General features: G+C 72.8%; 23 protein-coding genes. 8 read left to right on the top strand and 15 right to left on the bottom strand.

Annotated elements, in window-relative coordinates; translation table 11 throughout:
- Positions 1–24: 24 nt before the first annotated feature.
- Positions 25–981 carry an alpha/beta hydrolase family protein gene (locus ACH4D3_RS29345; protein WP_398328061.1) on the bottom strand — a complete coding sequence of 319 codons (957 nt, stop codon included), beginning with the start codon at positions 979–981 and terminating at the stop codon, positions 25–27.
- 64 nt (positions 982–1045) lie between these two features.
- Between ACH4D3_RS29345 and ACH4D3_RS29340 the strand changes: the two genes are divergently transcribed.
- Together ACH4D3_RS29340 and ACH4D3_RS29335 are read left to right on the top strand one after the other, a co-directional pair.
- Entirely contained in the window at positions 1046–1585 is a 540-nt protein-coding gene (locus ACH4D3_RS29340) for a helix-turn-helix domain-containing protein (protein ID WP_398328058.1), read from the top strand.
- Positions 1586–1689: 104 nt separating this feature from the next.
- Positions 1690–2175 carry a cation:proton antiporter regulatory subunit gene (locus tag ACH4D3_RS29335; RefSeq protein ID WP_398328055.1) on the top strand — a complete coding sequence of 162 codons (486 nt, stop codon included), beginning with the start codon at positions 1690–1692 and terminating at the stop codon, positions 2173–2175.
- 42 nt (positions 2176–2217) lie between these two features.
- On the opposite strand, the gene ACH4D3_RS29330 is transcribed toward ACH4D3_RS29335, so the two are convergent.
- The 3 genes from ACH4D3_RS29330 to ACH4D3_RS29320 form a co-directional block, all read right to left on the bottom strand.
- Complete coding sequence (locus tag ACH4D3_RS29330; protein ID WP_398328052.1) at positions 2218–3429, bottom strand: cation:proton antiporter; 1212 nt, start codon at positions 3427–3429, stop codon at positions 2218–2220.
- Positions 3430–3893: 464 nt separating this feature from the next.
- Positions 3894–5435, bottom strand: a complete 1542-nt coding sequence (locus ACH4D3_RS29325) for a potassium/proton antiporter (RefSeq protein ID WP_398328049.1) — start codon at positions 5433–5435, stop codon at positions 3894–3896.
- 102 nt (positions 5436–5537) lie between these two features.
- On the bottom strand, positions 5538–5828 hold the full coding sequence (locus ACH4D3_RS29320) for a DUF3040 domain-containing protein (protein ID WP_398328046.1): 291 nt from the start codon (positions 5826–5828) through the stop codon (positions 5538–5540).
- Positions 5829–6112: 284 nt separating this feature from the next.
- Here ACH4D3_RS29320 and ACH4D3_RS29315 point away from each other — a divergent pair, with 284 nt between their 5' ends.
- Positions 6113–6397, top strand: a complete 285-nt coding sequence (locus ACH4D3_RS29315; protein WP_398328043.1) for a zinc-ribbon domain-containing protein — start codon at positions 6113–6115, stop codon at positions 6395–6397.
- A 142-nt stretch (positions 6398–6539) separates the two neighbouring features.
- Positions 6540–7622: a PucR family transcriptional regulator gene (locus ACH4D3_RS29310; RefSeq protein WP_398328040.1), complete on the top strand. Its 1083-nt coding sequence runs from the start codon at positions 6540–6542 to the stop codon at positions 7620–7622.
- Between the two features lie 39 nt (positions 7623–7661).
- Here ACH4D3_RS29310 and ACH4D3_RS29305 read toward each other — a convergent pair whose 3' ends face one another.
- A complete protein-coding gene (locus tag ACH4D3_RS29305; protein WP_398328037.1) occupies positions 7662–9167 on the bottom strand; it encodes a flotillin family protein in 1506 nt (501 codons plus the stop codon).
- Between the two features lie 117 nt (positions 9168–9284).
- The gene (locus ACH4D3_RS29300) at positions 9285–9794 is read right to left on the bottom strand and encodes a hypothetical protein (RefSeq protein WP_398328035.1); all 510 of its coding nucleotides are present in this window, start codon (positions 9792–9794) and stop codon (positions 9285–9287) included.
- 233 nt (positions 9795–10027) lie between these two features.
- Between ACH4D3_RS29300 and ACH4D3_RS29295 the strand changes: the two genes are divergently transcribed.
- The gene (locus ACH4D3_RS29295) at positions 10028–11938 is read left to right on the top strand and encodes an NAD-binding protein (RefSeq protein WP_398328436.1); all 1911 of its coding nucleotides are present in this window, start codon (positions 10028–10030) and stop codon (positions 11936–11938) included.
- A gap of 338 nt (positions 11939–12276) precedes the next feature.
- On the opposite strand, the gene ACH4D3_RS29290 is transcribed toward ACH4D3_RS29295, so the two are convergent.
- Positions 12277–14097 (bottom strand): prolyl oligopeptidase family serine peptidase, encoded by a 1821-nt coding sequence (locus ACH4D3_RS29290; RefSeq protein WP_398328032.1) that lies wholly within the window; start codon positions 14095–14097, stop codon positions 12277–12279.
- Positions 14098–14229: 132 nt separating this feature from the next.
- Between ACH4D3_RS29290 and ACH4D3_RS29285 the strand changes: the two genes are divergently transcribed.
- Positions 14230–15066: an SURF1 family protein gene (locus ACH4D3_RS29285; protein WP_398328029.1), complete on the top strand. Its 837-nt coding sequence runs from the start codon at positions 14230–14232 to the stop codon at positions 15064–15066.
- 55 nt (positions 15067–15121) lie between these two features.
- On the opposite strand, the gene ACH4D3_RS29280 is transcribed toward ACH4D3_RS29285, so the two are convergent.
- The 4 genes from ACH4D3_RS29280 to ACH4D3_RS29265 all read right to left on the bottom strand — a co-directional run bounded on the left by ACH4D3_RS29280 (position 15122) and on the right by ACH4D3_RS29265 (position 19785).
- Complete coding sequence (locus ACH4D3_RS29280) at positions 15122–16369, bottom strand: hypothetical protein (protein WP_398328026.1); 1248 nt, start codon at positions 16367–16369, stop codon at positions 15122–15124.
- Positions 16366–16938 (bottom strand): SigE family RNA polymerase sigma factor, encoded by a 573-nt coding sequence (locus ACH4D3_RS29275; protein ID WP_398328023.1) that lies wholly within the window; start codon positions 16936–16938, stop codon positions 16366–16368. Before ACH4D3_RS29275 ends, ACH4D3_RS29280 begins: the two co-directional genes overlap by 4 nt.
- A gap of 484 nt (positions 16939–17422) precedes the next feature.
- Positions 17423–18508 carry an aspartate-semialdehyde dehydrogenase gene (locus ACH4D3_RS29270; RefSeq protein WP_398328020.1) on the bottom strand — a complete coding sequence of 362 codons (1086 nt, stop codon included), beginning with the start codon at positions 18506–18508 and terminating at the stop codon, positions 17423–17425.
- On the bottom strand, positions 18508–19785 hold the full coding sequence (locus tag ACH4D3_RS29265; RefSeq protein ID WP_003975324.1) for an aspartate kinase: 1278 nt from the start codon (positions 19783–19785) through the stop codon (positions 18508–18510). The genes ACH4D3_RS29270 and ACH4D3_RS29265 overlap by 1 nt, the downstream gene beginning before the upstream one ends.
- 268 nt (positions 19786–20053) lie before the next feature.
- Here ACH4D3_RS29265 and ACH4D3_RS29260 point away from each other — a divergent pair, with 268 nt between their 5' ends.
- Positions 20054–20761, top strand: a complete 708-nt coding sequence (locus ACH4D3_RS29260; protein ID WP_398328017.1) for an ankyrin repeat domain-containing protein — start codon at positions 20054–20056, stop codon at positions 20759–20761.
- A 10-nt stretch (positions 20762–20771) separates the two neighbouring features.
- Here ACH4D3_RS29260 and ACH4D3_RS29255 read toward each other — a convergent pair whose 3' ends face one another.
- Together ACH4D3_RS29255 and ACH4D3_RS29250 are read right to left on the bottom strand one after the other, a co-directional pair.
- Positions 20772–21215 (bottom strand): GNAT family N-acetyltransferase, encoded by a 444-nt coding sequence (locus ACH4D3_RS29255; RefSeq protein ID WP_398328014.1) that lies wholly within the window; start codon positions 21213–21215, stop codon positions 20772–20774.
- 14 nt (positions 21216–21229) lie between these two features.
- Positions 21230–22456 carry an MFS transporter gene (locus ACH4D3_RS29250; protein ID WP_398328011.1) on the bottom strand — a complete coding sequence of 409 codons (1227 nt, stop codon included), beginning with the start codon at positions 22454–22456 and terminating at the stop codon, positions 21230–21232.
- Positions 22457–22538: 82 nt separating this feature from the next.
- Here ACH4D3_RS29250 and ACH4D3_RS29245 point away from each other — a divergent pair, with 82 nt between their 5' ends.
- Positions 22539–23495 carry a LysR family transcriptional regulator gene (locus ACH4D3_RS29245; protein WP_398328008.1) on the top strand — a complete coding sequence of 319 codons (957 nt, stop codon included), beginning with the start codon at positions 22539–22541 and terminating at the stop codon, positions 23493–23495.
- On the opposite strand, the gene ACH4D3_RS29240 is transcribed toward ACH4D3_RS29245, so the two are convergent.
- Together ACH4D3_RS29240 and recR are read right to left on the bottom strand one after the other, a co-directional pair.
- Positions 23488–24147 (bottom strand): DUF5063 domain-containing protein, encoded by a 660-nt coding sequence (locus tag ACH4D3_RS29240; protein ID WP_109029360.1) that lies wholly within the window; start codon positions 24145–24147, stop codon positions 23488–23490. The two genes, ACH4D3_RS29245 and ACH4D3_RS29240, sit on opposite strands and share 8 nt — an antisense overlap.
- Entirely contained in the window at positions 24140–24739 is a 600-nt protein-coding gene (recR, locus tag ACH4D3_RS29235; protein WP_398328005.1) for a recombination mediator RecR, read from the bottom strand. The genes ACH4D3_RS29240 and recR overlap by 8 nt, the downstream gene beginning before the upstream one ends.
- Positions 24740–24793: the final 54 nt, after the last annotated feature.

Below are 24793 nucleotides of genomic sequence, written 5' to 3'. Positions count from 1 at the left end.
GCGCCCGACGTTGTTTCGTTGCGGTCAGGAGCGGGTCGTACGTCGCTCCTTCGCGGGGGCGCCCGAGGGCTCGCGCAGGCGGGCCTCGAGCCAGGTCGCGACGAGGGCGAGCAGCTCGGGGTCGACCGGTTCGCGCAGCAGGCGACGGTAGGAACGGAGCGTGGGCCGGCCCGTGTCGCGGCGCAGTACGTGGGTCAGGTCGGGGACGCGGTGGATCTCGGTGTCGCCGCCGGGCACCAGGCGCCGGATCTCGTCCAGGTCGGCGGGAGGCACCTGGACGTCCTTGTCGCCGGTGACAGCGAGCACGGGGACCGTGGCCGGGACGGCGGCCAGGTCGTCACGGGTGTCGTGAACGAGCATCTCGCGCATCCAGCGGGCGTTGACCCGGAGACCGGCGATGCGCGCCACGTCGGTGCGGGTGCGCTTGACGCGGGCCAGTACGCGCTCGCCCAGAGCGCCCAGCGGGCGGCGCAGGAGGCGGACCGGGGCGGGCATGCCCCCGAAGACCGACGCCGCCTGCCAGCGGAAGGCCGCCTCGCCCTCGCGAGCGAACCCGGCCAGCAGTACCGCCGCCGCCACCTCCTGCCGGGCGGCGAGGGTCATCGCGTGCAGGGCGCCTTCGCTGTGGCCGACGACGCCGACGGCGTCGGGGCGTATGTCCGGGTGCGCGGCCAGGGCGCGCAGGGCGGCGCTCGCGTCGCGGCGGTTGCCGGTGAAGCCGCTCTCCTCCCAGACGCCGGGGGTGGCCCCCGCGCCGCGCCGGTCGTAGCGCAGCGTGGCGACGCCCGCCGCGGCCAGGGCGTTGGCCAACGGGCGCCCGAGGTTCAGCGGCAGCCTGGGCGTGTTGCCCTCGCGGTCCAAGGGGCCCGAACCGTGCAGCAGGAGGACGGCGGGGTGCGGTCCGGGGCCGGCGGGAAGGCTCAGGGTGCCGGCCAGCGAGGTCCCGTCGTCCGCGGTGACCGTCAGGTCGGTTTCGGGCAAGGCTCCGCCTCTCTCGATTGCTCTCAACTACGAGAACGTTATCAGATGTGAGAACATGAGTCTCATGGCTACCTCGAATCTCCTCCTCCACCCGGTCCGCATGCGCATCCTCCAAACCCTGGTCGGCGCCGGTGAACTGACCACGGCTCAGCTGCGCGAACGGCTCCCCGACGTCTCGCCCGCGTCCATGTACCGGCACATGGCCACGCTCACCGAGGCCGGTGTCCTGGAGGTGAGCGGCGAGAAGCGCGTGCGCGGCACCGTCGAGCGCAGCTACCGGGTCCGCCAGGACGAGGCCCTCGTCGACGAGGACGCCCGCGCCGCCATGACCAAGGACGACCACCGGCAGGCCTTCACCGTCTTCACCGGCGCCCTCATGGCCGACTTCGACCGCTACCTCTCCCGCGACGACACCGAGCCCGTCCGCGAAGGCGTCCTCTACCGGCAGGGCGCGGTCTGGCTGACGGACGAGGAGTTCACCGGACTCGTCGCGGAACTGGAAGCCGTGGTCGCCCGTCGCACCGGGCACAGACCCGACGACGGCCGCGTCCGCCACCTCATCAGTCTCGTCGTCGTGCCGGACAAGGAGGGCGGTCCGGCGTAAGGGAGGCGTATGGGAGTGGCACGAGGTGGTGGCGCCCGGCCGGGAAGGATCTAGGGTGTCCCGGGTTGCCGGAAGGACTGGCCCGGGGAGACAGGGAGGCGGCCGTGGGTGCTGCGCGTACGAGCAGGACGCCGTTGCCGGGGGAAGGCGTGCGCTACGACCTGGTCACCCGTGAGCGGCGCCGGCTGTCGGTGGTGGCGGAGCTGGGCGGGGCGCGGACGCTGAACGCGTACCGCAGAAACGATCCCGACGACGCGGCGCTCTCCCTGCGGCTGGACGCGGAGGAGGCGGCCGCGGTCGTCGACGCGCTCAGGCCCGCCCATCACAGTCCGAGCCTGCTGTCGACGGCCGAGCTGGGGCTGGTCGCGGAGCGGATCGGGCTGTCGGCGGAGTCGCACTGGAACGGGCGCCCGCTGGGCGACACCCGTACCCGTACCGAGACCGGTGTGTCCGTCGTCGCGGTGCTGCGGCGGGCCGAGGCGCTCCCGTCCCCGGGGCCGGACTTCCGGCTGGCCGACGGCGACACGCTGATCGTGATCGGTACGCGGGAGGGCGTCGACGCGGCCGCGGAGATCCTCGGGCGGGAGTGAGCCCGGCCGCCCGCGCCGGTGCGCGCGCCGCCGCCCCGGCGCTCACACGTTGGCGTGCGTCGACTCCGCGGGAGTGGTCGCGGTGGGCGGCGCGGCCTTGCGTGGGCCGCGGGTGAGGCGGCGGGCGAGGGGCTCGGTGAAGCGGGCCGTGAGCGGGCCGAGTACGACGAGGATGAGGACGTACGCCGTCGCCAGCGGGCCGATGCGGGGCTCGACCCCCACCGCGAGCCCGGCGATGACGATCGAGAACTCGCCGCGGGCCACCAGCGTGCCGCCCGCCCGCCAGCGGCCCGCGCCGCGCAGTCCGGCGCGGTGGGCGGCGTACCAGCCGGTGGCGACCTTGGTGAGAGCGGTGACGGCGGCGAGGAGCAGGGCCGGGACCAGGACCGGCGGGATGTCGGCCGGGTCGGTGGACAGCCCGAAGAAGACGAAGAAGACGGCGGCGAACAGGTCGCGCAGCGGGGTGAGGAGGCTGCTGGCTCCCTCGGCGACCTCGCCGGACAGGGCGATGCCGACGAGGAACGCGCCGACCGCCGCGGAGACCTGCAGTTCCTGGGCGAGGCCCGCCACGACGAGGGTCAGGCCGAGGACCACCAGCAGGAGCGTTTCCGCGCTGTCGGAGGAGACCGCGCGGCTGATCAGCCGCCCGTGGCGCAGCGCGAGGTAGAGGACGGCGCCGACGGTGCCCAGGGAGATCAGCAGGGTGACGGCGCCACCGGCCAGGCTGACGCCGGCGAGCAGGGCCGTGAGGATCGGCAGGTAGACGGCCATGGCGAGGTCCTCGATGACGAGGACACCGAGGACGACGGGGGTCTCGCGGTTGCCCAGCCGGCCCAGGTCGCCGAGGACCTTGGCGATCACGCCGGAGGACGAGATCCAGGTGACACCCGCGAGTGCGACGGCGGCCACCGGACCCCAGCCCAGGATCAGTGCCGCCACGGCGCCGGGTACGGCGTTCAGGACGAAGTCGACCGCGCCGGATGGGTATTGGGTCTTGAGGTTGGTGACCAGTTCGGAGGCGCTGTACTCGAGGCCGAGCAGGAGCAGGAGCAGGATGACGCCGATTTCCGCGCCCGTGGCGGTGAACTCCTCGCTGGCCTGCATGGGCAGGATGCCGCCGTGGCCGAAGGCGAGGCCGGCCAGGAGGTAGAGGGGGATGGGCGAGAAGCCCACGCGGCCGGCGATGCGGCCGAGGAGGCCCAGGGCGAGGATGATCGCCCCGAGTTCGATGAGCACGGCGGTGGTGTTGTGCACGGGCGTCTGTCCTCCGGGGTGGTCGGTGCGGGCCGGGCGGGTGCGCTACCGCGCGTTGCGGGGCGCTTCCCCCACCGCCTGAACGGCCGGGGAGGTACCCTCACCGCCCACCCGTGCCGCACCAGCGGCACGACTGCCCGCAGCTACGGCGGCGTGGCGGCGCCCACAGCGGCGTGACGGCTGTTCGCGGTGACAACGGTGGTCGGCGGATGCCCGCCGTTGCTCGTGGCCGGGGGCGGAGCGAGGAGGTGCGTCAGGATTCGGGGACGCTGTCTCGGGCCGTGTTGTCGATGCGCGCGGGGTTCACCGGGTCGGCGGGGCTGACGGTCGGGGCGGCTCGGTGCGTCTGGTGCATCCGGCTTGTCCCCTCGTCTCCTCGAACTGCCGTACCGTCTGGGTGAACTGAACGCCCGTCCGCTCGACGGAGCATCACGGCTCGGTAAAGAAGTTTACCGCATCACTTATTACGCATTGTGATGCTTTTCGGGGTACTTGGGGAGCAATGGCTCCGACTCCGGAGTGCCGTGCTCGCCCAGCCAGCGGGCCAGTTTGCCGCGGCGGCCGACGGCGCGCAGTCGGCGTTCCGCCGCCTCCCGGACCTGGGGCGTGGTGATCAGGAGCAGTTCGTCACCGGCGCGCAGCACGGTGTCGCGGTCGGGGACGAGACTGGCGCCGTCGCGGACGACCAGGGTGACGGCCGTCGGGTGCGGCAGCCGCAGTTCGAGGACGGTGACGCCGTGCAGCCGCGAACCCGGCGGGACGGACACGGTGAGCAGGTCGGCGTCCAGGAGATCGAGCGGCGCCGTCTCGACCTGGATCTCGCGCAACGCGTCCGGACGGGTCACGCCCGTCCACCGGGCCACGGCGGGCAGCGTGGGCCCTTGGAGCAGGGTGAAGAGGACGACGAGCACGAACACGATGTTCAGGGCGTCGCGCGCACCGGTCACCCCGGCCACGACCGGGAAGGTCGTGAGCACGATGGGGACCGCCCCGCGCAGACCGGCCCAGGAGATGAAGAGCTGCTCGCGCCAGGGCACGCGGAACGGCAGCAGGCAGAGCAGCACCGACACCGGCCGGGCGAGCAGCAGCAGGACCAGGCCGACGACCAGGGCCGGGAGGATCGCGGAGGGCAGCTCGCTCGGGTCGACGAGCAGGCCGAGCATGACGAACAGCCCGATCTGGGCCAGCCAGCCGACGCCCTCGGAGAAGGAGCGGGTGGCCGCCCGGTGGGGCAGCTTGGCGTTGCCGAGGACGAGGCCGGAGAGGTAGGCGGCGATGATGCCGCTGGCACCCAGCGCTCCGGCGGCGGCGAAGGCGATGACGCCGAAACCGACGGTGGCCAGCGGGTACAGGCCGGTCGCGGGCAGGGCGATGTGCCGCAGCGCGGCGACGCCCAGGCGGCCGATCACCACGCCCAGGACGCCGCCGACCACCAGCTGGAAGAGGAGGTTGCCCACGACGGGGAGCGGGCCCGGCAGATCGGCGGTGGTGGAGAAGAGCAGGACCAGGATGATGGTGGGCGCGTCGTTGAAGCCGGACTCGGCCTCCACCAGCACACTCACCTTCCGCGGCAGCGGCAGGGCACGCAGTACGGCGAAGACGGCGGCGGCGTCGGTGGAGGAGACGATCGCACCGATCAGCAGGGCCAGCCGCCAGTCGATCCCCAGCAGCCAGTGCGCGCCCGCGGCGGTCACCACCACGGAGATCACCACGCCCACCGTGGCGAGCACCCCGGCCGGAGCGAGCAGGCGCCGGACGTCGCTCCACCGGGTGGTCAGCCCGCCCTCGACCAGGATGAGCGCGAGGGCGGCGGCACCCAGCGCCTGGGCCAGCTGGGCGTCGTCGAAGCGCAGGCCGAGCCCGTCCTCGCCGGCGACGAGCCCGACGCACAGGAACAGCAGCAGGCTGGGCAGGCCGATGCGGTGGGCGGCGCGGGCCGCGGCGATGCTGGCCAGCAGCACCGTGCCGCCGATCAGCAGCATCACGTACAGCTCGGACAGGGTCATCGGACGCGCTCCGGGCCGTACGCGGCCGCGTGCGCAGCCCCGCATGCGCGCGTGTCCGCCGCACCGTACGCGCGCGTGTCCGTCGCTCCGGGCCCGCCGGGGTCAGGACCCGGACGGCGGGCACCGGGTGCCGCGCTCGCGCCGGTGGGGGTCGAAGAGTTCACCGGCGACGCCGGCGAAGACCAGCCCGGCGGCGATGAGCAGCCCGTGGGCCAGGAACATGCCGGCGGCCAGCGCGCCCAGGGCGGCGGCGAGCAGCAGCCAGGCCCGGTGGTACCGGTACTCGCGCGGGCGGCAGGGACGGCCGTCGGCGAAGGCCCGGGCGAACTGGGGATCCTCGCGGTGCAGGCGGGACTCGATCTCGTTGAGCCTGCGGTCTTCGGGTACGGGCATGGGGTCCTCCTCCCGACGCGGGGCCCTGGACGGGCGACGCGGTCAGCGGGGCGGGCCATGTGCTCTCCTTGCGGGGTGGGGCATCACGATCACACCAGGACGTAGCGGCCGGGTAAGGGGGAATGGGTTCCAGACTCGCCCGCGCGGGCCCGTCCGGGCCATCCGGGGCGGCACCCAAATGCGGCGGCGTGCGACCTGTAGGTGTACGTGTGGACGTACGTGCAGATGTACGTGATCCGGGTGTCCCGCGCGCCCGCAGGGGGCCGACCGGGAAGGACCAGCTCGTGATCATTTTTGGCACCAAGGGGTACCTCTACCAGCTCGCGATACTGACCCTGGTGTGCGGCCGGTGCGGCAATCCCGCCGCGCACACGCTCAGGAAGCGCGTCACGAAGTTCACCCTGTTCTTCGTGCCGCTGTTCCCCTTCTCGACGAAGTACGCGACCCAGTGCACCTTCTGCGGCGCCGAGCAGCAGGTGACCAAGGAGCAGGCGGAGCAGCTCCAGGCGCAGGAGGCCGGTGGCCAGGTGTACGGGCCGTCCGGCCAGCAGCCGTACCAGCGGCCCTAGGGGGCCTTGGGGGCCTTGGGGAGGGGCCGGCGGACGATAGCCGCTGTCCCCTGCCCTCCGCGTTGCCGGTTTCCGGCAGCGTTGACTACCCTCACGTTGCCGGACACCGCGCACCGGGCGTGAACGGCAGGGGAGGCGCGGGGTGACGGACCTGCAGACGGAGCAGCGGGAGACGTACCTGGCCGGGTACGCCGAGATCCTGGCGGGCGTCGCCGACACGGGGCGCCGGCTGACCCGCGACGAGCTGGAGGAGCGCAAGCTCTTCGGGGAGCAGGCCGCAGAGGCCGGGCACAGCCTGCGCAGTCTCGTCCGGCTGCATCTGGACGCCACGCGCACGTCCTGGCCCGGCCGCGGTGCGGCGGTCTCCGGCGCCGACGCCACGGGCACCGTGCTCGCCGCCGTCGCCCAGGCGGTGGACGCCTTCGCGGAGGGCTACGAACGCGCGCAGCGGCTCGCCGTACGCCAGGAGGAGGCCGCGCGGCGGGAGTTCATCGACGACCTGCTCTACGGGCGCAGCGACCTCGGCCGCCTCGCCGAACGGGCCGAGCGCTTCGGGCTCGTCCTCTCCCACGCCCACGCCGTCGCGGTGGCCCAGGGGCCCGAGGCGTACGACGACACCGCCCCGGTCACGCGGATCGTGGAGAACGCGCTCATCTCCCGTTTCGGCGACCGGCGCGTCCTGATCACCACCAAGAACGGGCAGTTGATCTGCATCGCGCCCGGCGACCAGGACGAGGTCCTCACCTTCTTCGCCAAGCAGGCCTACGCCGCCACGGACGGCAACCGGGTGGCCGTCGGGCGGCCGCAGAACGGCGCGGGCGGCGTCGTGCACAGCTACGAGGAGGCGCTCAGCACCCTCGAACTCGCCGACCGGCTGGGCCTGGAGGAGCCCGTGGTGCGTGCCGCGGACATGCTGGTCTACCCGGTCCTCGCCCGGGACCGGCAGGCGATGGCCGACCTGGTGCTGAGCGTGCTGGGTCCGCTGCGCGAGGCCCGCGGCGGTGCCGAGCCGCTGCTGCGGACCCTGGAGGTGTACTTCGACGCCGGCTGCACCGCGGCCGAGGCCGCCCGGCGTCTCACGCTCAGCGTGCGGGCGCTCACCTACCGGCTGGACCGCATCCACCAGCTGACCGGGGCGAACGCCTCCGACCCGGTCCACCGCTACACGCTGCAGACCGCGGTCATCGGAGCCCGGCTGCTGGGGTGGCCCGCCCAGGAGATCTAGGCTCGCGGGCCGTCCCGGCGTCCGGTCGACGCGGGGGCGTCAGTCGGTGATCTCCACCTTGCCGTTCTCGGTGGTGGCCCGGCCTGCCTCGCCCTCGGCCGTGACGCCCTCCTCGGCCGTGACGCCACCCTTGGCCGTGACGCCACCCTTGGCCGTGACGCCCTTCAGCAGGGACGCCAGGTCGACGCCCGTGGTCGAGCCCAGCAGTTCCATGCCCTGCGCCACGTTGTCGGCGACCGTGCGGGTGAGCCGGCTCGCGCCGTCCGTCGAGATGACCGTCATCTTGTCCACGGCCGCCAGCGGCTCGGACGCCTTCGCCACCACCTGCGGCAGCACCTCGACCAGCATCTGCAGCACCGCGGCGTCGCCGTACCGGTCGAAGGCGTCGGCCTTCTTCTGCATCGCCTCGGCCTCGGCCGCGCCCCTGGCACCGATCGCGGCGGCCTCGGCGTCGCCCTCCAGCCGTACGGCGTCCGCCAGGGCGGTGCGCCGCTGCTTCTCGCCCTCACCGGTGAGGCGGGCCCGCTCGGCCTCCGCCTGGGCCGCGGCGATACCGGCGGCGCGCTCGGCCTCGGCCTGCTTCACCCGCGCCACCCGGCGGGCCTCCGCCTCCTGCTCGGCGGCATACCGCTGGGCGTCGGCGGGCTTGCGCACCTCGGTGTCCAGCTGGCGGTCCTTCAGCGCGGCCTGCCGCTCGGCGACCTTCTCCTGCTCGGCGAGGATGTCCTGCTGCCGGGCCGCCTCCGCGAGGGGACCCGAGGCGTTGGCGCGGGCCGAGGCCTGGTCGGTCTCGGCCTTGATCTCGGCCTGCTTCAGGTAGAGGGTCCGCTGTGCGACCGCGATCTCCTCCTCCGCCTTCAGCCGCGCCTGCTCGGCCGCCCGCCGGGCGACCGCCTCGGCGATGTCGGCCTCCTGCTTCGCGCGTGCCGCTTCGGGACGGCCGAGGTCCTCCAGGTAGGAACCCTCGGTGGTGATGTCCTGGATCTGGAAGGCGTCGAGCACCAGGCCCTGCCCGGACAGGCTCGCCTCCGCCTCCTCGGCGACCTGGCCGGCGAAGGCGGCCCGGTCCCGGATGACGTCCTCCACGGACATCCGGCCGACGATCGCGCGCAGTGCGCCGGACAGCACCTCCTGGGTGAAGCCGACGATGCCGTCCTGCTGCATCAGGAACCGCTGCGCCGCGGCGCGGATCGCGTCCTCCGTGCCGCCGACCTTGACGATCGCGACGCCTTCGAGATGGGCCTTCACCCCGCGCAGCGTCACGGCGCCGCGCACGGCGACGGGGATGTGCCGGGAGGAGAGGTCGAGCGTGAACCGCTGCTGCACGAACGGCACGACGAACACGCCGCCGCCCACCACGACCTTCTGGCCGCTGTTGTCGGTGAACACACGGCCCGTCTCCGGATCGGTGGACCGCTTGCCGCGCCGCCCGGTGACGATGAACGCCTCGCTCGGACCGGCCACCTTGTAGCGGCTGACCACCACCAGGGCGAGCAGCACCAGGAGTACGACCACTCCCACCACCGCGATGACGACAGGACTCATGACAACGCCCCCGAATCACACAGGAATCAGACAGAGAGAACAGAGAGAACAGAGAGGAGAGAGAGGACAGACAGGACAGGCGGAACAGACAGAACGGGGGCAGAGAAGGCAGCGGCCTCAGCGGTCCACCGGGCGCACCACCACCGACGTCCCCGTCGGCACCGCCTCGACCCACACCTCGACGCCCCGCGCCAGCGGCACCGTGCTGCGCGCCGCGCACTTCAGCGGCTGCCCGGCGAGCCGGAGCAGGACCTCTCCGTAGCCGTCCGCCGGTATGGCGGTCACGACCTTGCCGGACGTGCCGAGAAGGTCGTCGGTACGAGGCGTGACGGCGGTCTGGTCGCGCATCAGGGCACGGCCGAAGCGGTACGTCAGCCAGCCGGTCCCCACTCCGGCGACCGCGCCGACCCCGGCGGCGCCCGCCGGGCCGGTCCAGCCGGTGCCGAGGGCGATGGCGCCACCGAAGCCGGTCATCGCCACGAACCCGGCGACGACCGGCAGCGACAGCCACCCCTCCAGGACGCCGTCCAGCACTCCGTCGAAGACGCCTTCCAGCAGTCCGTCGAAGACCAGCGACAGGGCGAGCAGCACGACCCCCGTGATACCCAGTCCGAGAAACCAGGCCATGCGTGCCGTCCCCCTCCCGCCCGTCGCTGAGCTTCGGTGAGATGAATCGTCACACGCGGCGCGACCGCACGTCATTGCCGAGTTCCGGCAATCTTTACGCGCCTTTAATGCCGCCCTCGATCTCTTCGGACGCTCCTGGAACCGCACCCGCCGCCTGTACTGTCCTTCCCTAAATGGGGACTCATACGGGGAGCGTTCCGAACCAGGTTCCGCAGGGCGACGGGTACGCGCACATGGTGGTGTGCGGCGACGACGGGCTGGCCCACCGGCTGGCCGCCGAACTGCGCGGCGTCTACCGCGAACAGGTCACACTCGTCGTCCCGCCCGCCGGACAGCGGGTGCGTCAGCCGGTGGTCGGGCGGGCCCGCGCGGCCTCGGCGGCACTGCTGGACATGGTCAACGCGGCGGTCAACCGGACGGGCAACGGTGATCCGGGCGGCGCCGACCGCGAACTCGACGCCACCGAGCCGGCCGAGGACGTACTCGCGGAGGCCGGTGTCGAGCGGGCCACCGCGCTGGCCCTCGTGTACGACGACGACGAGACCAACATCCGTGCCGCCCTGACCGCCCGTCGGCTCAACCCCCGGCTGCGGCTGGTCCTGCGTCTGTACAACCGGCGCCTTGGCCAGCACATCGAGGAACTCCTCGACCAGAGCGCGACCTTGGCGACGGGCAGCGGTCCCGGGTCCGCGTCTGGATCCGGGTCCGTAGCCGGGGCCGGGTCCACGACCGTCCTGTCCGACGCCGACACCGCCGCGCCCGCGCTGGCGGCCACCGCCCTGGTCGGCACCAGCAAGGTCGTCGAGACGGACGGTCTGCTGCTGCGCGCCGTCGAACGCAATCCGCCCCGCCCCGGCGAGGTGGCCGACCCGGGGCTGTGCACCCTGGCGCTGCTGTCCGCGACGAGCAACGACCCGGCCGGTGCGGACGGTTCGGAGGGCAGCGGCGAGCAAGGGCCGCAACTGCTGCCCGACGCGGCGGCGGTGGAGGCGGCCACCGGACGCGGGACCGTGGCCCTGGAGCAGGTGTCGTACTCCGGGCCGCCGCTGCCCGCCGGACGGGCCGGTGTGCCCGCCTTCGGCGAACTGTTCTCACGGCGGCTGCGGTGGTCGCTGGCCGGCCTGGCGGCCTGCGTGGTCGCCCTCGCCGTGGCACTGATGCTGGTCACCGGCGACCATCCCCTGCACGCCACGTACGTGACACTGCTCGACCTGTTCTCCATCAACGAACCCGCGCACAACAAGGACACCGGCCGGCAGATCCTCCAGCTCCTCTCCGGGTTCGTCGGACTGCTGCTGCTGCCCGTCCTGCTGGCCGCCGTGCTGGAGGCCCTCGGAACCTTCCGTAGCGCGTCGGCACTGCGGAAGCCGCCGCGCGGGCTCGGCGGGCATGTCGTCCTGCTGGGTCTCGGCAAGATCGGCACCCGTGTCCTGACCCGGCTGCGGGAGATGGACATCCCCGTGGTGTGCGTCGAGGCCGACCCAGAGGCGCGCGGCATGGCGACCGCGCGACGACTGCGGGTGCCGGTGGTGCTCGGGGACGTCACCCAGGAGGGCGTCCTGGAGGCCGCCAAGATCCACCGGGCGCACTCGCTGCTCGCCCTGACCAGCGTGGACACGACCAACCTGGAGGCGGTGCTGTACGCGCGGTCCGTACGGTCGCGGCTGCGGGTGGTACTGCGCCTGTACGACGACGACTTCGCGACCGCCGTGTACCGCACCCTGCGGGCCGCCCACCCTGGCGCGCTCACTCGCAGCCGGAGCGTGACGCACCTGGCGGCGCCGTCCTTCGCCGGGGCGATGATGGGCCGGCAGATCCTGGGGGCGATCCCCGTCGAGCGGCGGGTGCTGCTGTTCGCGGCGGTGGAGGTGGCGGGGCATCCACAGCTGGAGGGGAAGACGGTCGGGGAGGCGTTCCGGGCGGGGGCGTGGCGGGTGCTGGCGCTTGAGGTCTCCGACGGCGAGGTCTCCGACGGTGGGCGGGCGGAGGGCGTCGCGCCGGAGAGGGCGCGGGAGTCGCGGTTGGTGTGGGAGCTGCCCGACACGTATGTCCTGCGGGGCTCGGATCGGGTGGTGCTGGCGGCTACGCGGAGGGGGCTGGCGGAGTTGCTGGGGCGGCGGGCCCGGCGGGGGGCGGACGTGTAGGGGCGCCGCCCCTACGACCCCGCCAGGGGGCTCCGCCCCCTGGACCCCCGGCCTATGCCCACCCACCACCCGACTCGGTCGGCCAAGAGGGCACCCCGAAGCCCGACTCGGTCGGCCAAGAAGCCAGCCGGGGCACCCGGCTCGGTCGGCCAGGAAGCCGGCTCGGGGCCTGACGCGGTCGGCCAAGAGGGCCCCCGAAGCCCGACTCGGTCGGCCAAGAAGCCAGCCGAGGCACCCGGCTCGGGCGGCCGGGAAGCGGGCCCGGGGCCCCGCTCGGGCGGCCGAAGCCGGCTCGGGGCCCGGCTCGGGCGGTCGGGAAGCCGGCCCCGCCGGGGGCGCTACGGCTGTGGGAGGTTTCTTCTTGCGAAGTCCAGTTCCAGGCGTACCTGCTTGATGCGTTCGTCGACGACCAGGGAGCCGTGGCCCGCGTCGTAGCGGTAGACCTCGTGGACGGCGCCCCTGGCCTCCAGGCGCTCGACGTAGTTCTCGACCTGGCGGATCGGGCAGCGCGGGTCGTTGACGCCCGCCGAGATGTACACCGGGGCCTTGACCTCGTCGACGTAGGTCAGCGGGGAGGAGGCCTCGAAGCGCTCGGGGACCTCCTCGGGGGTGCCGCCCAGCAGGGTGCGGTCGAGGGCCTTGAGACCCTCCATCTCGTCGTGGTACGCGGTGACGTAGTCGGCGACCGGCACGGCCGCGATGCCCAGCGTCCACGCCTCGGGCTGGGTGCCGATGCCGAGGAGGGTGAGGTAGCCGCCCCAGGAGCCGCCGGTGAGGATCAGGCGCTCGGGGTCCGCGAGGCCCGAGGTGACCGCCCATTCGCGCACCGCCGCGATGTCCTCCAGCTCGATGAGACCCACCCGGTGCTTGAGGGCGTCGGTCCACGCGCGGCCGTACCCGGTGGAGCCCCGGTAGTTGACCCGGACCACCGCGTACCCGTGGTCGACCCAGGCGGCCGGGCCGGCGGCGAAGGCGTCGCTGTCGTGCCAGGTCGGGCCGCCGTGGATGTCGAAGACCGTCGGGAACGGACCGGCCGCCCCCGCGGGCTTCTGGACCAGGGCGTGGATGCGGCCTCCGGGCCCCTCCACCCACACGTCCTCCACCGGGACCGAGCGGGGCGACTTCAGGCCGGGCGGGTCCAGGACGACGCGGCCGGTGGTGGAGCGGACGGCCGACGGCTCGGCGGCCGAGGACCACAGGTACTCCACGCTGCCGTCGGGGCGTGCCGTCGCCCCGGAGACGGTGCCCGCCGGAGTGTCGATCTCCGTCAGGGCGCGCTCGGCGAAGTCGTAGCGGAACAGCTCGCTGCGGGCCTCGAAACCGTGCACGATCAGCAGGCCGGAGCCGTCCGGGTACCACTCGGCGCTGACGTCACCGGGCAGCTCCAGGGCGAGGTCGGTCTGCTCGCCCGTCGCCACGTCCCACACCAGGGGCTCCCAGCGGCCCCGGCGCTGGTGGCCGATGAGCAGCCGGGTGTCGCCGTCGACCGGCGCGAAGCCCAGGACCTCCAGGCCCAGCTCCTCCTCGCCGCCCCTGGTGTCGTCCAGCTCCGCCACCGTGCTGCCGTCGGGGCGCAGGACGCGCAGCGCCGAGTGCATGGCGTCGCCGTGCTCGGTGTGCTCGATCGCGATCAGGGAGCCGTCGTGGGAGAGGTCGCCGACGCCCGCGGACTCGCGGTGCCGGTAGATCTCCGCCGGTGCGCCGCCGTCCCCGCGCGCGAGGTGGATCGTCGTACCGTCCTCGTCGGTGGAGCGGCCGATCACCGCCGTGCGGCCGTCCCGGCCGAGGGCGAGGCCCGCCGGGTAGGAGGGGTCGAGGCCCGGCACGGCCTCCTCGTCCGTGCCGCCCGCGAAGGGCTGGCGGCGCCAGATGCCGAACTCGTCGCCGTCCTTGTCGTCGAACCACCAGATCCAGTCGCCGTCCGGCGCGAGCACGCCGTCCGTGGTGCCGTTGGGCCGGTCCGTGACCTGGCGCTGCTCCCCGCTCGACCGGTCCCAGGCGTACAGCTCGTACGTCCCCGTCGCGTTCGAGACGAACAGGGAGCGGTCCGGGGCGTCCTCGGCCCAGTCGGGCAGCGACACCCTCGGCGCCCGGAACCGCTTCTCCCAGTCGGGCACCTGCTCGCCCTGCGTCTGCCGCAACCCGTTGCTCTCAGTCATGGCCCCATACTGCCCCGACCCGGCGACGCCGCGCAGAAGAGATCCCCAGCCTGTGGACAACCTCCTCCGTCCGTCACGTTTTCCACAGCCCCGCGCCCGGGTGGTCCGGGCGCGCACCGTACCGTGGAGGGCGTGTACCGGTTTCTGCTGACGCCCCGATGGTGGGGGATCAACGTCTTCGTCGTCCTGTCCATCCCCTTCTGCATCTTCATGGGTTCCTGGCAGCTCGGCCGTTTCGAGGACCGGGTGCAGGACCACGAGACCGCCTCCACACAGCAGGAGTCGGCCGCCCGGGACGCCGCGCGCCCGCTGACCGAGCTGCTGCCCGTGGACAAGGCGACGGTCGGCAGGCAGACCACCGTGACCGGCCGGTACGACGATCAGCTGCTGGTCCCGGAGCGGAAGCTGGACGACCGGGAGGGCTTCTACGTCCTCACGCTCCTGCGCACCGACAGCGGTGAGGCCCTGCCGGTCGTGCGGGGCTGGCTCCCCGGCGAACCCGACCCGGCGAAGGCCCCGGCCCCGCCCACCGGCGAGGTCACCGTCACCGGCGCACTCCAGGCCGCCGAGTCGCCCGGCGCGGGCGGCGTCAGCGGGCGCTCCGGGTGGCCCGACGGGCAGACCGGCGCGATCAGCGCGGCGACGCTGCTGAACCTCGTGCCCTACGACGTGTACGACGCCTGGGTCACGCTGAACGAGGGCGACTCGGGGATGCGGGCCGTGCCCGTGAGCGCGCCGCAGAACACGGGCCTCGACCTGAAGGCCTTCCAGAACCTCGGCTACACGGCCGAGTGGTTCGCGTTCGTCGGCTTCGTGATCTTCATGTGGTTCCGGCTGCTGCGCCGCGAGGTCGAACTCGCCCGGGACGCCGAGCTGGGCCTGGTCGCGGAGGACGGGGAAGACACGGAGGACGAGGACGGGGACAAGGACAAGGGCGCCGGAAGGGCCAGGGCGGGGCTCGTCTCCTGACCCGCGGGCTCTGACCCGCGGGCTCTGACCCGCGGGGCTCTGACCCCCGGGGGGGCTACGTCCCCGAGCCCGAGTCCGCCAGCAGGCCGGTCCAGTAGACGGTCCCCGCACACGCGTTGGACACCGTGGCCGTCGCCGATCCGGAACCGCCCTCCGGGGTGTACGTCACCGACACGCTGCCCTCGGCCGGGCCGTCCTCGGTGATCAGCTGGGTCGTGGGACCGGCCTCGCCACCGCCCGCGGAGGTGCCGCCCGCGGCGGTCGTGTCCTCGGTGGGCGAGGGATCGGGCGAGGGCCCGCCGCTGCCGCCGCCCGTGGTGCCGCCGGTGGTGGGACAGGTCTCCGAGGGCACCCAGGCGAACTGCACCTCGTACGCGCCGCCCGGCGCCAGGGCCAGCGAGGCGGTCTCCAGCGACGGGTCGGGCAGTCCGGCCGCGGCGTCCCCGGCGGCATGCCGTGCGGTGCCGATCCTGGTGGCCTCCGCGGCGCCCAGCGAAGCGGTGACCACGTTGCCGGGGCCGGTGACGGTACAGCCGTCCGAGGAGACGTTGGTGACGCGGAAGGAGCCGTAGACCACGCCCGTGGAGTCGGGCTCGGCGCTGCTCGCGACGGCCGGGCCGAGCGATCCCGGCGCGCACGCGGGGACGTCGGCGGGGCTGCTGGCGCTGGGGACGCCCGAGGGGGGCGCGCCCGTCGCGGCGCCGGACTCCTTGCCGCCGGGCGTCTCCTTGGGGCCGGTCCGGTCCTGGCCCTCGGGCGTGTCCCCGGAGCCCGCGACGCCGCTCTGGCCGCCGGCCGGGTCCTTGCCCTGGGAGGCACCGCCCTGGGCCTGTGAGGCGTTGCCCGCGACGGACGGGTCGGCACCGGCGCCGGTGGAGTTGGAGACGTGCACGAGGGCCGGGACCGCCGTGCCGAGGAAGAGGGCGGCGGCCGCCGCGCCCACGAGGGCCTGGCGCTTGCGGGCCCGCCGGGCGGGCACCGCGCGCCGCAGGTGCTCCAGGGTGCCGTCGCTCGGCTCCATCTCCCGGACCGCCCGGTGCATCATCGCGCGCAGGGCGGCCTCGTCGGTGGCCGGCCCGTCGGCCCCAGGAGTGTCGGGGCCCTGCGCGGCGGGGCCGTGGTTCACAGTTCCGTTCCCAGCGTGCGTGTCGTGCGTGCGTTTCTGCTGCTCCCGCCCGGCCGGTCCGGCGGGCGCGCCGTGCCCGTCGCGGGCGTCCGATCCCGGACCGTGCCCGTCGCGGGCGTCCGATCCCGGACCGTGCCCGTCGCGGGCGTCCGGTCGCGCGTCGTTGCCGTCACTCATGCGGGAGCCTCCATGGCCACCCTGAGCGCCGCGATCCCGCGCGACCCGTAGGCCTTGACCGAGCCCAGGGATATGCCGAGCGTCTCGGCGACCTGGGCCTCCGTCATGTCGGCGAAGTAGCGCAGGACCAGCACCTCGCGCTGCCGGCGCTGGAGCCCCTTCATCGCCTTGATCAGGGAGTCGCGCTCCAGCTGGTCGTACGCCCCCTCCTCCGCGCTCGCCATGTCCGGCATGGGCTTGGAGAGGAGCTTGAGGCCGAGGATGCGGCGGCGCAGTGCCGAGCGCGAGAGGTTGACGACGGTCTGCCGCAGGTACGCCAGGGTCTTCTCCGGGTCGCGGACGCGTTTGCGCGCCGAGTGCACCCGGATGAAGGCCTCCTGGACGACGTCCTCGCAGGAGGCCGTGTCGTCGAGGAGGAGGGCGGCGAGACCGAGCAGCGAGCGGTAGTGCGTCCGGTAGGTCTCGGTGAGGTGGTCGACGGTGGTGCCCGCCGCCACGTCCTCGGCGCCGTCGCGCTGGTTCGATATGCGGGCCGGCCGCGCTGCGGGCATCGGCGCGATCACCGGCATGCCACCGGCCGGACCGGCCACACGGGGACGGACGGACCGGACGGGAGGGCGCAGCACCGCGCCCCGCGTACCTGCGGTGAAATCGAGAACCTCTGCCACGCCAGTTGGACACGCCCACCCCCGTGAGGGTTGTACGTGCCGGGCGTCACGTTCCCGTGTCCGTCGGGCAGCCGCCCGGGCCGCTGCCCGGCTGACGGTGCGTCATAGGCCCTCATCGTCCGCTCTTCCCCTGTGTTCCATGTGAACGGGCGTCCCCACGCCCGTCCTCGGCGCCCCCGCGCCGAACCACGCCCCGCGCCACGAATGGGTGACCGCAAAGACGCTCCCCGCCGCTCGCACGGTTGCGGAGGGCGGGGAGGAAATACTCTGACGGCGCGGGTGCCCGGTACAAGTAGTCCGGACCAACTTCCGGATCACATCTCGTCCATGGATCCTACAAACGAAACCCACGGCCGCCGGGCCTTTTCACCTCTCTGATCCCGGTTCAGCCGAACTCGGCCGCCACCAGCTCCGCGATCTGCGCCGTGTTGAGCGCGGCGCCCTTGCGCAGATTGTCCCCGCAGACGAAGAGTTCGAGGGCGGTCGGGTCGTCCAGCGCCCGGCGCACCCGGCCGACCCAGGTCGGGTCGGTGCCGACCGCGTCGGCGGGCGTCGGGAACTCCCCCGCGGCCGGGTTGTCGAACAGGACGACGCCGGGAGCGGTGGCCAGGATCTCCCGGGCCCCCTGGACACTGACCTCGCCCTCGAAGCGGGCGTGCACGGTCAGGGAGTGCGTGGTGACGACCGGCACCCGTACGCACGTCACGGCGACCGGGAGGCTGGGCAGCCCGAGGATCTTGCGGGACTCGTCCCGCACCTTCATCTCCTCCGACGACCAGCCGTCCTCCCGCAGCGATCCGGCCCACGGTACGACGTTCAGCGCGACCGGCTCCGGGAACGGCCCGGTGTCGTCGCCGACGGCCCGCCGCACGTCACCTGGGTGCGTCCCCAGTTCGGTGCCGGCCACCAGCTTCAGCTGCCGGCGCAGCGTGTCCACGCCGTCCCGACCGGCCCCGCTGACCGCCTGGTACGAGGAGACGACCAGCTCGCGCAGCCCGAACTCGGCGTGCAGCGCGCCCAGCGCCACGATCATGGACAGGGTCGTGCAGTTCGGGTTGGCGACGATCCCGCGCGGCCGCATCCGCACCGCGTGCGGATTGACCTCGGGCACGACCAGCGGCACGTCCGGGTCCATCCGGAAGGCGCCGGAGTTGTCGACCACCACCGCACCCTTGGCGGCGGCGATCGGCGCCCACTGGGCGGCGACCTCGTCGGGCACGTCGAACATGGCGACGTCGACCCCGTCGAAGGCCTCCTCGCCGAGCGCGACGACCTCGACCTCCTCCCCGCGCACGGCCAGCTTGCGGCCGGCCGAGCGCGGGGAGGCGATCAGGCGGATGTCGCCCCAGACGTCCGCGTGCTGGGACAGGATCTGGAGCATGACCGAGCCGACGGCACCGGTCGCGCCCACGACGGCGAGCGTGGGCCTGCCGGTACGGCCGTCCCGGCCGGTGTCCTGCGCGGCGGACATCAGCGTCCGGTGCCCCCGTAGACCACGGCCTCGTCACTGTCGGAGTCGAGCCCGAAGGCGGTGTGCACGGCGCGCACGGCCTCGTTCACGTCGTCCTTGCGGGTGACGACCGAGATGCGGATCTCGGAGGTCGAGATCAGCTCGATGTTCACCCCGGCGTCGGAGAGCGCGGTGAAGAAGTCGGCGGTGACGCCCGGGTTGCTCTTCATACCGGCGCCGACCAGCGAGATCTTGCCGATCTGGTCGTCGTAGCGCAGCGAGTCGAAGCCGATGCCCGGGCGGTTCTTCTCCAGCGCGTCGATGGCCTTGCGGCCCTCGCTCTTGGGGAGCGTGAACGAGATGTCCGTCAGGCCCGTGGAGGCGGCGGACACGTTCTGCACGACCATGTCGATGTTGACCTGGGCGTCGGCGATGGCGCGGAAGATCGCGGCCGCCTCGCCCGGCTTGTCGGGCACCCCGACGACCGTGACCTTGGCCTCGGAGGTGTCGTGCGCGACTCCGGAGATGAGGGCCTGCTCCACGTGCTTTTCCCCTTGCTTGATCGGCTCGCTGCTGACCCACGTGCCCTGCAGTCCGCTGAAGCTGGACCGCACGTGAATCGGAATGTTGTACCGGCGGGCGTACTCCACGCAACGGTGGAGCAGCACCTTCGAGCCGGAGGCAGCGAGCTCCAGCATGTCCTCGAAGGAGATCCAGTCGATCTTCTTCGCCTTCGGCACCACGCGCGGGTCGGCGGTGAACACGCCGTCGACGTCGGTGTAGATCTCGCAGACGTCCGCGTCGAGCGCGGCGGCGAGGGCGACGGCCGTGGTGTCGGACCCGCCGCGGCCCAGCGTGGTGATGTCCTTGCTGTCCTGGCTGACGCCCTGGAAGCCGGCCACGATGGCCACGTTGCCCTCGTCGACCGAGGTGCGGATGCGACCCGGTGTGACGTCGATGATCCGGGCCTTGTTGTGGACCGAGTCGGTGATGACTCCGGCCTGGCTGCCGGTGAACGACTGGGCCTCGTGCCCCAGGTTTTTGATCGCCATGGCCAGCAGCGCCATGGAGATACGCTCCCCGGCGGTCAGCAGCATGTCGAGTTCACGCCCGGCAGGGATCGGGGAAACCTGCTCGGCGAGATCGATCAGCTCGTCCGTCGTGTCGCCCATCGCGGAAACGACGGCGACCACCTGGTTGCCGTTCTTCTTCGCTTCCACGATCCGCTTGGCGACGCGCTTGATGCCCTCGGCATCGGCTACGGAGGAGCCTCCGTACTTCTGCACGACAAGGCCCACGTGCGCTCCTCGCTCAATCCGTCTCTTTCCGCACGTACATATATGTACTGCGGTCGGCTCATTTTACCGAGCGTCCGGGTTTCGCCCCTGCGGTATCGCATGGTGAGACTCCGGACCGCCCGCTGTTCGGGGTGGCTCATGCCCAGGGGGACGCGGGTCACTCGGGAAAGTGCGGTGTGTCACACGTTCACAAGTGGCTTCCCGTCACGTGGAAGACCGGATTGGTTGAACGTACAACCCTTGGGGCCACTGGTGAGTCCGACCCCTCATGACCACATCCGCGAAGCAGACGCCCGCGCCGCGTTCCAACGCGTTGCCGCGGGCGGCTCGGGACGGGGACGCGGCTGAAGTGGTCCGGCTGCTGGACGCCGGTGTTCCCGTGGACGCCCTCGACGACGACGCGCGCACGGCGCTGGACCTGGCCGCCCAGGAGAACCGCGCCGACGTCGTCCGGGTGTTGCTGGCGGCCGGTGCGGGCACGGCGGCGCATGCCGGGCCGTACCACGACCTGACCCCGCTGACCTGCGCGGCGATGTTCGGGAGCACGGATGCCGTCGCGGCGCTGCTGGACGCCGGGGTGTCCACGGGGGCGCAGGACCGGATCCCGTACACGCCGCTGGTGCTGGCCGCGGGCGACAACCATCCCGAGACCGTCGCTCTGCTGATCGACCGGGGGGCCGATCTGGAGGACCGGGCCATGAAGGGGCGGACGGCGCTCGAATGGGCGGCCTGCCGCGGGTCCGTCGAGTCGGTGGTCGTGCTGCTGCGGCGGGGGGCCGAGGCCACGGATACGGCCCTGCGCTGCGCACTGCGGCACGCCGACCGGGGTGAGGAGGAGAGGGAGCGCTACGGGCGGGTCGTCAGGGCGCTGCGTTACGCGCGCACCCGGGCGGCGGCCGACGGCATCCGGACGGCGGCCGGCGGCACCCGGGCGGCGGCCGACGCTTCACCGGCCGCGGGCCGGGCGGCCGGGTGAGGCCGGGCCGTCAGTCCTCCGGGCGGAGCAGCCCGATGTCGACGGCCCGCTGCGGGTCGGACCAGATCGCCATCGCCGTGTTCATGTGGCGGAAGCCGAGCCTTCGGTAGAAGGCCTCGGTGCCGGGGGCGGCGTAGAGGATGATCTTGTTGTGGCCGTCCGCCAGCTCCACCAGCCTGCGGATGATGTCGGACCCCAGGCCCCGCCCCTGGTGTTCGGGGTGGACGGCCACGTCGGCGATGTAGGCGCAGTCGGCACCGTCGGCCAGCGCGCGCCCCGCGCCGACGAGCACGTCACCGGCGTGGACGAAGCACACGAATCGGCTGTTGCCGAACACCGTGGCCAGCGTCTGGGGAGGTTTGTTGCCCAGCGGGGCCAGCAGATACAGCCGTGACAGCTTCTCCAGGTCCACCTCGTTGAGGCGGTGGGCCCAGGTGTAGTCCTCGAACGTCATGTCTTCCTCTCGGCTCATCCGGCGGTACGGGCGAGGTCGTCCTCGGTCACGCCGTCCGGGTTCTTCGTCCCCCGGCCGGTGGTGAGGCGCAGCAGCAGCGAGGCCGCGGCCAGGATCACGCCGAACCAGAGGACGCTCGTGACGCCGGCGTGGTCGACGAGCAGACCGCCGAAGAGCGCGCCGAGCGCGATGCAGGTGTTGTACGCCATGGTGTTGAGCGACATGGCGGCTTCGAAGGTGTCGGGCGCGGAGGCGAGCGTCATGTTGATCTGGGACAGCTGCACGGCGCCGAAGGAGAGTCCCCACAAAACCAGTGCGGCGACGGCGCCGGGTTCCCCGTTCCCGACGAAGCGCAGCAGCAACAGGGCCACCAGGAGTCCCACGAGACCGATGCCGAAGGTGCCGCGCAGGCTCTTGTCCACCGTGTGTCCGGCGATGAAGTTACCGGCCGCGCCGCCGACACCGAAGATGATCAGGACGGTCGTGACGAAGCCGGACGACGCGTCCGCGGTGTCCTCCAGGTAGGGGCGCACGAACGTGTAGGCGCCGAAGTGGCCGAGCACGAAGAAGACGACGACGAACAGCACCGTGCGCAGCCGCCCGTTCCTGACCGGCAGCCGGAAGACCTCGCGGACGGACACGGCGTTCCGCGACGGCATCGACGGAACGAGGGCCGCGACCGCGACGAGGACCAGCACGCCGAGGCCGGCCCAGATGCCGAAGGTGGTCCGCCAGTCGGTCCCCGCCTCGATGACGGTGCCGAGCGGGATGCCGACGACCGTGGCCATGGAGATGCCGGACATCACCACCGCGGCGGCCCGGTTCGCGTGCCGTTCGGGCACGATCCGCATGGCCATGCTCACGCCGATGGCCCAGAAGACACCGCTGGCGAAGCCCATGCCGAGCCGGGTGGCGAGGATCAGCGGGTAGCTCGGCGAGACGGCGGTGACGAGGTTGCCCAGGGCGAGCACCGCCAGCAGCGTGGTGAGCAGCCGGCGCCGGTCGACGCGCCTGGTCCAGGCGACGATGAACGGCACGCCGAGGCCGGCCGCGACGCCCTGCGCGGTGACCATGAGGCCGGCGGCGCCGACGGAGATGTCCAGGTCCTCGCTCAGCGGAGTGAGCAGGCCCACGGGCATCAGTTCGGTGGTCAGGAAGACGAAGAGACTGGCCGTGATGGCGGCGACACCCAGCCATCCCTTCAGGGACGAGGACGAGGTCTCTTGCACGTGTGCGGACATGGCAACGGAGTCTGCTCCCCGCCCGATCCATGAGTCCAACACATGTTTGTCATCCCGTTCATCGTGATCCACGATGGATGCCATGGAGCTCCAGCAGATGCGCTACGTGCTCGCGGTCGCCGAGACCATGAGCTTCACCCGGGCCGCCGAGCGGTGCCACGTCGTGCAGTCCGCCCTCAGCCACCAGGTCGCGCGGCTGGAGCAGGAGCTGGGAGCCAGGCTCTTCGAGCGCACCACCCGCCGGGTGCGGCTGACACCGGCCGGGGAGGCGTTTCTGCCGGCGGCCCGCCAGTGCCTGGCGGCCGCCGAGCGCGCGGCCGACGAGGTCGCCGCCGCCGTCGGGGAGGTCCGCGGGCAGCTCCGCGTCGGCGTGATCTCGTCCGTGGCCGCCGTCGACATCCCGCGCGCCCTGCGCGACTTCCGCCGCCAGTGGCCGAAGGTGCGCGTCAGCCTGCGCGTGGGCGCCAGCGAGGAACTCGTCGAGCGGGTCGGGGAAGGGGACATCCAGGTCGCCTTCGTCGGGCTTCCGACCACCGCCCGCCCCAAGGGGGTCGAGGCCCATGTGATCGGCCGGGACCGGCTCGTCGCCGTGGTCTCCCCCGATCACCCGCTCGCCGGCGGGGGGCCGGTCGATCTGCGACGGCTCGCCGAGGAGGTGTTCGTGGACCTGCCGGCGAAGACCGCCGGCCGTGCCCAGTCCGACCTGGCCTTCTCCGCCGCCGGCCTCACCCGTGACGTCGCCTTCGAAGTGACGAACACGCAGTTCCTGGCCCGGCTGGTCGGACAGGGCCTCGGCGTGGCGATGCTGCCCTCCGCGTACGTGCCCCAGCTCAGCGGCGTGACCACGCTCCAGGTCACCGACGCACCGGCCCGGGTCGAGTACGCGATCTGGCCCGCCGGCAGCCGCACGCCCGCGGCGACCGCGTTCCTCCGCCTGATCGACGTCCCGGACGGCGCGGACACCCTGGAGGGCCCGGGCACCCCGGCCGGCCCGGGCACCCCGGAGGGCCCTGACAGCCCGGAGGGCGCCGCTACTTGACCGGCCGCAGGCCCAGCGGTCCCGCGATCTCCCGGACCATGACCCGGCCGGCCTCCGACTCCAGGGTCTCGTCGCCCAGCTCCTGGTCGGTGTCGAGGCCGTCCAGCTCCTCCAGGGGCTGGTTCAGGCGGACGTGGGCGACGACGGACTGGAGGGCGCGCAGGGTCGCGGAGGCGGTGGAGCCCCAGTTGGAGAAGTAGGAGAACTGCCACCACCACAGCGCCTCCGTGGTGCGGCCGGCCTTGTAGTGGACCATGCCGTGGCGGAGGTCGGTGATGACGTCGGTGAGGTCGTCGGAGATACGCGCCGGGACCGGGGCCTTGCGCGGCTCGTAGGGGTCGAAGACCTCGGAGTAGACGTCGACCGGGTCGAGGATGCGGGCCAGGTTCTCCCGGATCTCGTCCACGTCGAGTTCCGGGCCCGGGTCGGGCTCGTAGCGCTCGTCGGGGACGATGTCCTCGTGGGCGCCCAGCCGGCCGCCGGCCAGCATCAGCTGGGACACCTCCAGGAGGAGGAAGGGGACGGCCGAGTCGGGCTCGTCGCCCTTCGCCACCTCGGTGACGGCCACCAGGAAGCTCTCGATCTGGTCGGCGATCTGGACCGCGAAGTCGTCCGGGTTCTGGTCGGTCGCGTGCAGCGTGGCGTCAGACATCTAGGAGTCGTCTCCCCTCGAAGGCGCGGCCGAGGGTCACCTCGTCCGCGTATTCCAGGTCGCCGCCCACCGGGAGGCCGCTGGCCAGGCGGGTGACCTTGAGGCCCATGGGCTTGATCATGCGGGCGAGGTACGTGGCCGTGGCCTCGCCCTCCAGATTCGGGTCCGTGGCCAGGATCAGTTCCGTGACCGTGCCGTCCGCCAGGCGGGCCAGCAGCTCACGGATGCGCAGGTCGTCCGGGCCGACCCCGTCGATCGGGCTGATCGCGCCGCCGAGCACGTGGTAGCGCCCGCGGAACTCGCGGGTGCGCTCGATGGCGACAACGTCCTTCGGTTCCTCCACCACACAGATGACGGAAGGGTCGCGCCGGGTGTCGCGGCAGATGTTGCACTGCTCCTCCTGCGCGACGTTCCCGCAGGTCGCGCAGAAGCGGACCTTGGCCTTCACTTCCATGAGGGACTGCGCGAGCCGCCGTACGTCGGCCGGCTCCGCCTGCAGGATGTGGAAGGCGATCCGCTGCGCGCTCTTGGGACCGACGCCGGGCAATCGCCCGAGTTCGTCGATGAGGTCCTGGACCACGCCTTCGTACAACGGACTGCCGTCCTTCCCGAGGTTCGTGCACTACGTACGGTAGATGGCTTCGGC

This window comes from Streptomyces sp. NPDC018026, from assembly GCF_044327745.1.
Classification (GTDB): domain Bacteria; phylum Actinomycetota; class Actinomycetes; order Streptomycetales; family Streptomycetaceae; genus Streptomyces; species Streptomyces rubrogriseus.
This window is presented reverse-complemented; position numbering and strand designations above follow the sequence as displayed.